This window comes from Herbaspirillum sp. NPDC087042, assembly GCF_044745245.1.
GTDB lineage: Bacteria > Pseudomonadota > Gammaproteobacteria > Burkholderiales > Burkholderiaceae_D > Herbaspirillum.
Genome location: NZ_JBIUZW010000017.1, coordinates 129,243 through 140,238 on the forward strand (window position 1 = coordinate 129,243; position 10,996 = coordinate 140,238).

A 10,996-nucleotide genomic window follows, 5' to 3' on the forward strand; every position below is an offset into this window, starting at 1 on the left:
TCCTGGCAAATGCTGCCGAAAAAGGTGGACCGGATAGCTCTGCAATGGACGCGCCGCGTCCGGTCAGAACCAGCTTTCCTTGACGTAGACGATATCGTCGGCCTGCACCGGATCGTCCTTCTTCACACTCAACTCCTGCAGCTCGCCGTTGGCATCGCGGCGCTTGACCTTCAGGCCGCGCTCGGTGCCGCGCGGGGTCAGGCCGCCACCCAGCGTGAGCGCCTGCAGCACGGTGGTACCGCGTTCCAGCTTGTAGGCGCCGGGACGCTGCACCTCGCCGTAGATGTAGAAGCGCAGGTAGCGTTCCACATAGACCACGTCATTGGGGCCCACCGAGGGCAGCTCGGTGGTGTCGCCGTTGTGGGTGATGGCGTAGATGTCGACCAGGGTGCGGGTGACCTTGCCGTTCTCGGTGTGGACGATGGTGATGGTGTCGCCGCCATCGGGGTTGACACCGCCGGCCAGCGCGATCACGTCAGCCACGTTGCGCTTGCCATCGAGCGGATAGCGGCCGGGCTTGTAGACCTGGCCCAGTACCGAGATCATCTGGCTGGCCGGGGCCGTCACCAGGATGTTGACTTGCGGATTGACCAGGTAGCCACCCTGCTTGAGCAGGCCGGCGATCTTGCGTTCGGCCTGTGACGTGGGCAAACCACCCACCTTGACTTCGCCGATGAGCGGATAGCTGATCAGGCCGGCCTCACTGATGCGGGTTTCCAGGGTGAGGTCCTGGCTGCCGTAGACGTTGATGCGGATCACGTCACCCGGCCCCAGCGGAATATCCTCGGCGCGGGCGCTGCCGGTGAAGGCCAGCGTGGCGATCAGCAAACCTGCAAGCATTAGCAAAATTTTTCTCATGATTGTTTTGACTCCGGAGTTATGCCTGTTCGGCCTGGTTCGAATTTCCTGTGCTGCGCATGATGGGGTACTCACCTGCCGACTCACTTGACCACGCTGGCCTCGCCGCCAGGGGCGGCTTCGGCCACCGGCGTGACATTGCTGTCCTTGAGTGTCTTGGCCGAATCGAAGTAGACGATCCTGGCGTCGGACTTCAGCCGCGCCACGGCCTGCTCGGTGATCTCGCCCTGGCGCTGGTTGAACAGCATCTGCTGGATCGGCTGGGCCGCCGCCGCGCGCGAGAGCGGCGTACTCCTGACATCGGCCAGTGCAGCCAGGATGGCGGTATGGCCTTCATTGACGATGAAGAGCTGGCCCCGCTCCATCTTCTTGACACCCTCCAGCATGGGGGCCGGCAAGTCCATCGACGACCTGCTCACCTGCAGGCGGGTAAAGGAGATGTGCTGCTTCTGCAGCCAGGCCGCTACCTCGTCCAGCGGCCGCACGCCGACCATCATCTTGTTGAGCTCGTCGCTGACGCTGGCCTTGTCGATGACCAGCTCGGCGAAGTCGAACTGCTGGCGCTGCGCGAACCAGTCGGGGTGCTGGTCGTAGAAGGCATCGAGATCCTGCTGGGTGGGCCGGCCCGGCTTGGCCAGCTTCATCTGCACATAGCTTTGCGCCAGCACCAGGTCGCGTGCGCGTTCCATGTCGGCCAATACGGTGGGATTGGTATCGAGCTTTTCCTGGCGGGCCGCATTGACCAGCAGTTGCCGCGCCACCAGGCCGTCCAGCATCTGCTTGCTGGCCTCGCGCGCGGTGCCCTTGCCCAGTTCGGCGTTGATCTGGTGGATGGTGATTTCCCGGCCATCCACGCTGGCCAGGGCCTGGCCGGACGACACCGGCGCATCCCTGCCACAGGCGACCAGCATGCCCAGCAGCAGCAGCAGGGCTGTGCCGGTCTTGAGCCGGTGTGTGGTGGCCAGCGAGAGGGTGAGTCGATCTGCTCTTGTCATGTTCTTCTGTGTCCTGAAAGGCTTGCGTGATCGTCAGATTCAATAGGCGTTTTCCCGCCTCAGCACCAGGCGCACGGTCTGCACGATGATCCAGAGATCGAAGCTGAGCGACCAGCGGCGCAGGTATTCCAGGTCGAACTCGATGCGCGCCTTCATCTTGTCCAGCGTCTCGGTCTCGCCGCGCAAGCCGTTGACCTGGGCCCAGCCGGTGATGCCGGGCTTGACCTTGTGGCGCAGCATGTAACCCTTGATCTGCTTGCGGTACAGCTCGTTGTGGGCCACCGCGTGCGGACGCGGGCCGACGATGCTCATGCGCCCCTGCAGCACGTTGACGAACTGCGGCAATTCATCCAGCGAGGACTTGCGCAGGAAACCGCCGATCTTGGTCAGGCGTGCATCGCCCTTGGTGGCCTGCTGCACGTTGGCACCGTCTTCCAGCACGGTCATGGAGCGGAACTTGTAGACCACGATCTCTTCTCCATCCAGGCCATAGCGGCGCTGCTTGAAGATGACCGGCCCCGGCGAGGTCGCCTTGACGCAGATGGCGATCACCATCAGCACCGGCAGCAGCATGAGCAGGATGACAGTGGCCAGCAGCACGTCGCTGACTCGCTTGACGAAATTGTTCATGCCCGTAAACGGCGTCTCGCAGATGGCCATCACCGCCATCCCGCCGACGTAGTCGAAGCGCGCCTGGATCAGGTTGAAGACGTAGATGTCCGGCACGAAGTAGATCGAGGCGGTGGTGTCCTGCAGCTCGTCGATCATCTGCAGCACGCGCGGCTGGGCCGAGATCGGCATGCTGATGTAGACCATGTTGATGTTGTGCTTGCGCACGTAGGCGGCGACGTCGCCCATCTTGCCCATCAGGGGTGTGAAGGTTCCTTGCGGCTGACGACCGATCTCGCGGTCATCGAAGAAACCCATCAGGCGCACCATCAGCGCCGGATAGTTTTCCATGCGCTCGGCCAGCCTGAGCGCCGCCGGGTTGACGCCGATGATGATGGCCTTGCTGACCTCGCCCTTGACGTGCAGGTCGCGCATGACGCGCGAGGCGACATATTGCGACACCAGCAGGCCCACCGGCGTGCCCACGACCCAGGCCGCGATCACGCCCGGTGCGAACTGCTGGTAGAACTCGCAGACATAGCCGATCACGCCCAGCACCGCCACCACCGCCAGCCAGTCGATGACGATGGGCGCCAGCAGGCGCGGCCCCTTGGGATTGCGGCGCAGGCGGCGCTCATGCAGCTCCGAGAAGAAATAGGAGCTGATGAAGAAGCTCATGATCGCCAGCACCCAGTAGTCGCCACTGAAGGGCAAGCCGCGCCATCGCACCAGCACCCACAGATAGGCCACGATCATGGCCGGCTCAAGCAGGCGCTTGAAGACCATGACGATCACATTGGGCTTGACGTTGACCAAAGGCAAGGTATCGCGGATCTCATTCATTTTGGGGGCCTCAGAACTCATAGCGCGTCGTCAATGCAATTCCGTTGGAGACATAGCCATAACCGGCGATGTTGGAACTCGAATCCTCGCGGTAGATGGCGGCCATCAGCGACCACGACCGCAGTGGTGCATAGGTGATGCCAAAACTGTACTTCTTGTACGTATCCTTGCGATCCGACGGTGTCACACCGGTCACCACGGCGGCGCCGTTGTAGTTGCGGCGCTGGTAATCGATGGCGGCATCCAGCCGGATCTTCTCGGTGGCGCGCCAGCGGCTGGCCAGGCTCAGGCCGTCGGTCAATGCATAGTTGGCGTCGATGTCGCTGACGCCGCCGATCTCGCGGTACAGGTTCATCGAGAAGGCGGTCTTGGCCGAGACTTCCCAATCGGTGATGAGGCGCGCATTGAAACCGCTGTAGTTGGCCGCACCGCCGGTGACGCGCTCCCGGCGCACATAGCCGCCGAGGAACTGGAACTTGGTCTTGTCACTGAAGAGCCAGGAGATACGGGTCTTGAGTTCATCCTGGGTGAAGGAGTTGTTGATCTCCACCCCGCTCACCAGCGCCGGTTCCGGGTAGTTGCCCCGGGTATGCCGGACCTGCAGGCCGGCCACACTGCCGCTGCGCGCGGTGTAGTCCAGCCCCATTTCGTAGATGTCCTGCGAAAAACTGTTGTTCTGCAGGGAGGGCAGGTCATACCCCAGACTGAAGCGCGAATACTGCCCGCGCACGGTCCAGTCCGGGTGCAGCTGCCAGGCCGCCGTGGCGTAGCGCGTCTGCGCGGTGCGGATGTTCTTTTCCAGCACACGCAGGTTCTGGAACGGGGTCAGGCCCTGCGAATACACATAGCCCAGGTCACCCGTGAAATGCTCTCCCAGGGCCCAGCCCCAATACGCATTCAGATCACGCTGGTCGTTATTGAACTGCCTGAAGTTGTCGAAGGTGTTCTGCGTCAGTCGCGCATCGAGCCGGATATGCTGGCGGCTGAACATCCTGTCAAAACGCACCCCACCGGCCGTGGAGTGGACATAATCCGACATTTGCGTGGTGCCCAGCGTGGCCTGGGCCTGGGCGGAATCTCGCAGTCGCAGCAAATTGTCGTCATACAGAAGCGAGTACTGGACATAGGGCGTGAGCACCTGGTCGTCATCGTCCGCGTGCGCCTGGTGGCTGGCCATCAAGGCAAGCACAGCAAGGAGTTGCGCACTACTTCGACGATTTGACCAACCATGTCTGTGCCATGCCATCTTTCCATTGTCCTTTCTTCTTAAATTCATCTTCTCAAACAGTGGCGATTTCCGGAGTCGGCATTGGTGCGTCGCAACAGAAAGCAGGATTCATCATGCATCATTTTTGACACTGAATCAAAAAATATTTGTTGCCAAACGAAACAAGGTGTGCTAATGCAAAAACAGTGGTATTCCGTCAATCGGATAAGCACGACAAGTCTTGTAGGAAGACATGAAGTTTTCGGTTCGCCCATGCCGACATGGACGATTTCTCTGGTAATTGATGAACTTGCCCTGCGTTTTGGGATCAAGCTCTTCTTGTGCCTTGGTTTTCGGGGATTTCGCCTTCCCGGCCGTTGACGACGACACCAGCTCCCCTCCCCTTACCGTTTTGCACGCATGTTGAGTTTCTTACCCACTCCCTGGTGGCAGGGCATCAGTTTTTTCGGCGATAGCGCCTTCACCGTCCCGGGCGCCTGCGTGCTGGCACTCTGGCTGGGACTCAATGGCCGCTGGCGCAGCATGCTGTACTGGCTGCTGGCCTTTGGCGTGGCGATGATGATCGTGGTGGTCAGCAAGCTGCTGTTCATGGGCTGGAATATCGTGCCGCCCTGGCTTCCCGACTTCACGGGGATCAGCGGGCATTCGGCATCGGCCACCGCCTTCTACCTGGCGACGGCATTGCTTCTGACGGAGGGCAGCAATGCGCGCCAGCGGGGATGCGCGGTACTGCTGGCCGCGCTGGTCGCGCTGGCGGTGGGCGTGTCGCGACTGGCGATCAAGGTGCACTCGCCCTCCGAGGTCGCCACCGGACTGACCCTGGGCGCGCTGGCGGCGGGATGGTTCTGGCGCAGCCTGGCGCCACAGGGCAAGGTCTTGCGCGGACGGCTCATCCTGGCGGCATTTGCCGCCTTCATGCTGATGGGCAGCGGAGGCCGCCCGGCCCCCACGCATCAATTGCTGCAGCAGATCGCACTGGCGCTGTCGGGGCATGAGCGGGTCTATGAGCGTAGCACCCCGCTCTGAGCCACTGCCCGGTGCAGGGACGAAAAAAAACGCCAGTGAATTCACTGGCGTTTTTTCGTATTCAGGCTGGCCGGATCATGTACAGGGCCTGCTCGTCGTAGCTACGCAATTTCTCGCGCAATGCGGCCGGCACCTCGGGCAAGGCCTCGAAACCGCAACTGCGCCAGTAAGGCGCGGAGCCATGCACCGCCACCAGCGCGGCGCGCGCAAGCCCCTCGACCTGCATCAGCGCCAGCAGGCGCTGCAGCAGCACGCGACCCAGTCCGGCGCCGCGCGCAGCGGGCAAGAGCGCGACGTCATGCAGGTAGAGGCAATCGGCTTGCGCATCGATTTCATGCAGGAGGCTGTCGAGCGCCGGCGGTTGCCCCAGGCGCGCCGGATGCAGGAAGGCATAGCCCAGCACTGCCGCCGCCCGCTCTTCCTGTGCAATCCAGCAGCCTTGCGGATACAGCGAAAGCCGTTCGGCAAACACCTCGCGATGCTCGAAGAAGCCGGCATGCACGATGGCGGCGACCGCCATCACCTCGTCGAGATCCTCTTCACGCATCGGCCGCCATGTCGACTGCATATTATTTATATCCTTTATATCGTTCATCGATGTTCACGCCGCCATGAAAAAACCGCTGACAGGCAGCGGTTTTCAGAGGGACAGCTCAGGCCAGGATTCAGGCCTGGACCCCGGCATCGGGACGCAGCACCTGCAGGATATCCAGCAACTCCGCACGCACCCGCTCGATACCCTCTTCATCCAGGCTGATGACCGGACGCTGCGGCACCACCTCGATGACCTCGGGCTCGTTGCTGCCATCGAGCTTGTTGCGCGCACCGCTGATGGTGAAGCCCTGCTCGTAGAGCAGTTCACGGATACGGCGGATCAACAGCACTTCATGGTGCTGGTAATAGCGACGGTTGCCGCGACGCTTGACCGGCTTGAGCTGGGTGAACTCCTGCTCCCAGTAACGCAGCACATGCGGCTTGACGCCACACAGCTCGCTGACTTCACCGATGGTGAAATAGCGCTTGGCCGGGATGGGCGGCAAGACGATTGCCGCTGGTTTGTTGACGCGATCGTTCATAGATTAGACGGACATTTCAACAGCGTCGCCGCTGGAGAGTTCCACCATTTCCTTCAATTTCTGGCTGGCATGGAAAGTGACCACGCGCCTTGCCGTAATCGGGATTTCCTCGCCGGTCTTGGGATTGCGGCCAGGCCGTTGCGGTTTGTCGCGCAGCTGGAAATTACCGAAGCCGGACAGCTTGACGGCCTCGCCGCGCTCCAGGGCGTTGCGGATCTCGTCGAAGAAGGTTTCCACCATGTCCTTGGCTTCGCGCTTGTTCAGACCGACCTGCTCGAACAAAAGTTCGGCCAGCTCGGCCTTGGTCAGCGTGGGCAGATTCTTGTCCGCCTGCGAACGCGCCTGGGACTCCAGGACGGCGCGATGCAGGTCGGCATCCAGCACGGATTGAAATTCGTTCGAATTCACGTTGTTCATGGCGATGAATGACTAGGCCTCAACCGATTCCGGTCTGTAATTATTTTTGCGCTCGCGGACATCACATCAGGCACGCAACCTGGCCCCGAGCTTGGCGCTCGCAGCGGCCACCAGTGCAGTCATTGCAAGGTCGACCTTGTCATCCTGAAGGGTGTTTTGAGTATCTTGCAAGGTGCAGCGGAACGCAAGGCTTTTTTCGTCGCTCTCCAGTCCGCGGCCTTGATATTCATCAAATAAAACAAGGGCTTGCAAGATCGCGCAGGCCGGGTTGGCGGCCTTCTCGGCGGCGAAGACGTCCAGCAATTGCTGGGCGCCCACGGCGTGCTTGACCACCAGGGCGATGTCTCGGCTCACGGCCGGGAACTTGGAAATCTCGGCGTACACCGGCAGGTCGCGCTGCTGCAGTGCATCAGCATCGACTTCGAAGACCACGGGGGCCAGCGGCAGGTCGTACTTCTGCTGCCACCTGGGGTGCAGCTCACCGATCACGCCGATGACTTGCTCACCCAGCAGCACCTGCGCCGAGCGCCCCGGGTGCAGGGCCGGATGTTCGGCCTTGGCGAAACGCAGCGTGCGCGGTGCGAACAGCGCCTCCAGGTCGGCCTTGACGTCGAAGTAATCGACGTTACGGCTGCCCTGCCCCCATTGCTCGTCGGCCACCGGACCATAGGCCAGGGCGGCGACGCGCTTGGGCTGGTCGAAACCGGCCACCGTCAGCGGACCGTCAACGGCCGCCGGGTTCTTGTGGAACACCGCGCCAGCCTCGAAGACACGAATGCGCGATGCTTTGCGATTGACGTTGTAGCGGGCATTGGCCACCAGGCCGGCGATGAGCGAGGAACGCATCACGCTCATCTGGCTGGCGATCGGATTGAGCAGCTTGATGGGGTCGGTATTGCCACCGAAGTCGGCTTCCCAGGCGCTTTCCACGAAGCTGAAGTTGACCACTTCCTGGTAATCCTGGTCGGCCAGCAGGCGACGGATGGCGAACAGCGAACGGGTGTTTTCCGGCGCGATGCGCATGGCATTGGCAGCCACCGGCGGCAAGGTCGGGATGTTCTCGAAGCCGTAGACGCGTGCGACTTCCTCGATCAGGTCTTCCTCGATCTCGATATCGAAGCGATAGGACGGCGGCGTCACCGAGAACAGGCCCGGCTCCTGGCTGAACACCAGGCCCAGACGGGTAAAGATATCGGCCACCATCTCGTCGGTGATGCTCACGCCGATCACCTTGGCGGCACGTGCGGTGCGCAGTTGCACCGGCTCGCGCTTGGGCAGGTTGACGATCTGGTCGTCCACCGCGCCGATGCGGGTGTCAGGCGTGCCGCAGATTTCCAGCAGCAGCGCGGTAATGCGCTCGATGTGCTCGACCACGGTGGCGAAATCGACACCGCGTTCGAAGCGATGCGCGGCATCGGTCGAGAAGTTGTAGCGACGGGCACGGCCCTGGATCGCTTGCGGGAACCAGAAGGCGGCTTCCAGGTAGATGTTGGCGGTCTCCAGCGAGACGGCAGTGGAATCGCCCCCCATGATGCCGGCCAGGGATTCGATTTCCTTGTCGTCCGAGATCACGCCGACCCACTCATCGACTTCGATGGTGTTGCCGTTGAGGAGCTTCAGGGATTCACCCTTGCGGCCCCAGCGCACGTCCAGGCCGCCGTAGATCTTGTCGAGATCGAACACGTGCGAGGGACGACCCAGTTCCAGCATCACGTAGTTGGAGATGTCCACCAGCGCCGAGATCGAACGCTGGCCGCTGCGTTCCAGGCGCTGCTTCATCCACTGCGGCGTGGCTGCCTTGGCATTGAGGCCACGGATGACGCGACCGGCGAAACGACCGCACAGGTCGGGCGCGGAAATGCGCACCGGCAGCTTCTCATCCAGGTTGGCCACGACCGTCTGGAAGCTCGGCGCCTTCAGCGGCGTACCGGTCAGCGCCGAGACTTCACGCGCCACGCCCAGCACCGACAGGCAATCGGCCTTGTTGGGGGTGAGCTTGATGGTGAACTTGAGGTCATTCAGTTGCAGGTAGTCGCGGAAGTTCTGGCCCACCGGCGCATCGTCGGGCAGTTCCAGCAGGCCGCCGTGGTCCTCGGAGAGCTTGAGCTCACGCGCCGAGCACAGCATGCCCTGCGACTCCACGCCACGCAGCTTGCCGACCTTGATCTCGAAAGGCTTGCCATCGGCACCCGGCGGCAGCACCGCACCCACCATGGCGCAAGGCACCTTCAGGCCGGCGCGCACATTGGGGGCGCCGCAGACGATGTTCAAGATGGTGCCGGTATGGACGTTGACGCGGCAGACGTTCAGACGATCCGCATCGGGGTGCTTGGTGACTTCCAGCACTTCACCCACGACCACGTTGGTGAAGGGGGGCGCGACCGGTTCGACTTCCTCGACTTCCAGGCCGGACATGGTCAGCAAGTGCGAGAGCTCATCCGAAGTCATGTTCGGATTGACCATGGTACGCAGCCAGTTTTCAGAGAATTGCATGATTCAGACTTTCAGCTATCAGCCAGCGGCGCGCCGCGAACGTGCGCGGCGCCCTGCGAGATCGGATTAATTGAATTGCTTCAGGAAGCGCAGGTCGCCTTCGTAGAACAGGCGCAGGTCGTTGATCCCGTAGCGCAGCATGGTCAGGCGCTCGAGGCCGGAGCCGAACGCGAAACCGATGTACTGCTCGGGATCCAGACCCATGTTGCGCACCACGGTCGGGTGCACCTGGCCGGCGCCGGAGACTTCCAGCCAGCGACCCTTCAGGGGACCGCTGCCAAAGGCGATATCGATCTCGGCCGAGGGCTCGGTGAAGGGGAAATAGGAGGGGCGGAAGCGCACCTGCAGGTCGTCGGTCTCGAAGAAGGCCTTGACGAAGTTGAGGTAGACGCCCTTCAGGTCGGCGAAGCTGATGTCCTCGGCGATCCACAGGCCTTCGACCTGGTGGAACATCGGCGAGTGGGTGGCATCGCTGTCGACGCGATAGGTGCGGCCCGGCGCGATCACCTTGATCGGCGGCTTGTTCATGCGGGCATAGCGCACCTGCATCGGGCTGGTATGGGTACGCAACAGCAGGGGCTTGCCCTGGGTGTCGTTGCCTTCGATGTAGAAGGTGTCCTGCATCGAGCGCGCCGGATGGTTCTCGGGGCTGTTCAATGCAGTGAAATTGGTCCAGTCGGTTTCGATCTCGGGACCATCGGCAACATCAAAGCCGATGGAGCGGAAGATTTCCTCGACGCGCTGCCAGGAGCGCATCACCGGATGGATGCCGCCCACGCCACGGCCACGGCCCGGCAGGGTGACGTCGATGGCTTCCGCATTCAGGCGCGCCTGCATCTGGGCATTGGCCAGAGCATCGCGGCATGCGGTCAGCGCGTTTTCGATCTGTTCCTTGGCGACGTTGATGATCGCCCCCTGCACCTTGCGCTCTTCCGGTGCCAGCTTGCCCAGCCCCTTCATCTGCTCGGTGATCTGGCCGGTCTTGCCCAGGTACTTGGCCTTGGCGTTTTCCAGTGCGGCGGCGTCCGGCGCGGCGGCGAAATCAGCCTGCGCCTGCGCGACCAATTGGCCCAGGAGTTGGTCTAGGGGATTCATGCGGTAAATCTCGCTCCAATCGAAAATCCGACGAGGAAGTCGAAAAAGGAAGATCCACAAATCGGTGGATCAAAAACATACGGGGCATCGGTGTAACACCTCTGCCCCGCAGGATTTTGCAGCGCCGGCTGCTTATCTGACTTGCGTCGCTGATGTTGCGGCCGGCTGCCGCAAACACGCGGCCGATTTAGGCGGCAGCGATGTTGGCCTTCACCTGGTTGACGATGGCAGCGAAAGCAGCCTTGTCGGTGACAGCCATATCAGCCAGGACCTTACGGTCCAGTTCAATCGCAGCCTTCTTCAGGCCGTTCATGTAAACGCTTTTGTTCAAGGGTTTTGTAGTAGGAGGGTTGTTT

The 10,996-nt window shown here is 61.9% G+C and carries 11 protein-coding genes; 1 reads left to right on the forward strand and 10 read right to left on the reverse strand.

All coding sequences use genetic code 11. The features are described from left to right. Positions 1–63: 63 nt before the first annotated feature. The 4 genes from epsE to epsL all read right to left on the reverse strand — a co-directional run bounded on the left by epsE (position 64) and on the right by epsL (position 4,482). Complete coding sequence (epsE, locus tag ACIPHN_RS21360) at positions 64–858, reverse strand: polysaccharide export protein EpsE (RefSeq protein WP_400439831.1); 795 nt, start codon at positions 856–858, stop codon at positions 64–66. Positions 859–941: 83 nt separating this feature from the next. Further along, complete coding sequence (locus tag ACIPHN_RS21365) at positions 942–1,853, reverse strand: EpsD family peptidyl-prolyl cis-trans isomerase (RefSeq protein WP_400439834.1); 912 nt, start codon at positions 1,851–1,853, stop codon at positions 942–944. Positions 1,854–1,892: 39 nt separating this feature from the next. Then, positions 1,893–3,305, reverse strand: a complete 1,413-nt coding sequence (locus ACIPHN_RS21370; protein WP_400439837.1) for an undecaprenyl-phosphate glucose phosphotransferase — start codon at positions 3,303–3,305, stop codon at positions 1,893–1,895. 10 nt (positions 3,306–3,315) lie between these two features. Further along, positions 3,316–4,482 carry an XrtB/PEP-CTERM-associated polysaccharide biosynthesis outer membrane protein EpsL gene (gene epsL / locus ACIPHN_RS21375; RefSeq protein WP_400439840.1) on the reverse strand — a complete coding sequence of 389 codons (1,167 nt, stop codon included), beginning with the start codon at positions 4,480–4,482 and terminating at the stop codon, positions 3,316–3,318. Positions 4,483–4,932: 450 nt separating this feature from the next. On the opposite strand from epsL, the gene ACIPHN_RS21380 reads away from it, so the two are divergent. After that, a complete protein-coding gene (locus ACIPHN_RS21380; protein WP_400439842.1) occupies positions 4,933–5,559 on the forward strand; it encodes a phosphatase PAP2 family protein in 627 nt (208 codons plus the stop codon). Positions 5,560–5,620: 61 nt separating this feature from the next. On the opposite strand, the gene ACIPHN_RS21385 is transcribed toward ACIPHN_RS21380, so the two are convergent. The 6 genes from ACIPHN_RS21385 to ACIPHN_RS21410 all read right to left on the reverse strand — a co-directional run. Further along, positions 5,621–6,127 (reverse strand): GNAT family N-acetyltransferase, encoded by a 507-nt coding sequence (locus tag ACIPHN_RS21385; RefSeq protein WP_400439845.1) that lies wholly within the window; start codon positions 6,125–6,127, stop codon positions 5,621–5,623. Between the two features lie 97 nt (positions 6,128–6,224). Then, positions 6,225–6,635, reverse strand: coding sequence for a MerR family transcriptional regulator (locus ACIPHN_RS21390; RefSeq protein WP_400439847.1), 411 nt, complete (start codon positions 6,633–6,635; stop codon positions 6,225–6,227). 3 nt (positions 6,636–6,638) lie between these two features. Continuing rightward, positions 6,639–7,052 (reverse strand): integration host factor subunit alpha, encoded by a 414-nt coding sequence (locus ACIPHN_RS21395; protein WP_051057415.1) that lies wholly within the window; start codon positions 7,050–7,052, stop codon positions 6,639–6,641. Positions 7,053–7,118: 66 nt separating this feature from the next. Next, a complete protein-coding gene (gene pheT / locus ACIPHN_RS21400) occupies positions 7,119–9,545 on the reverse strand; it encodes a phenylalanine--tRNA ligase subunit beta (RefSeq protein WP_400439850.1) in 2,427 nt (808 codons plus the stop codon). Positions 9,546–9,611: 66 nt separating this feature from the next. Continuing rightward, entirely contained in the window at positions 9,612–10,640 is a 1,029-nt protein-coding gene (gene pheS, locus ACIPHN_RS21405) for a phenylalanine--tRNA ligase subunit alpha (protein WP_198980329.1), read from the reverse strand. A 187-nt stretch (positions 10,641–10,827) separates the two neighbouring features. Further along, positions 10,828–10,996 (reverse strand): 50S ribosomal protein L20 (locus tag ACIPHN_RS21410; protein WP_400439864.1); only part of this gene is annotated, 169 nt, incomplete at its 5' end.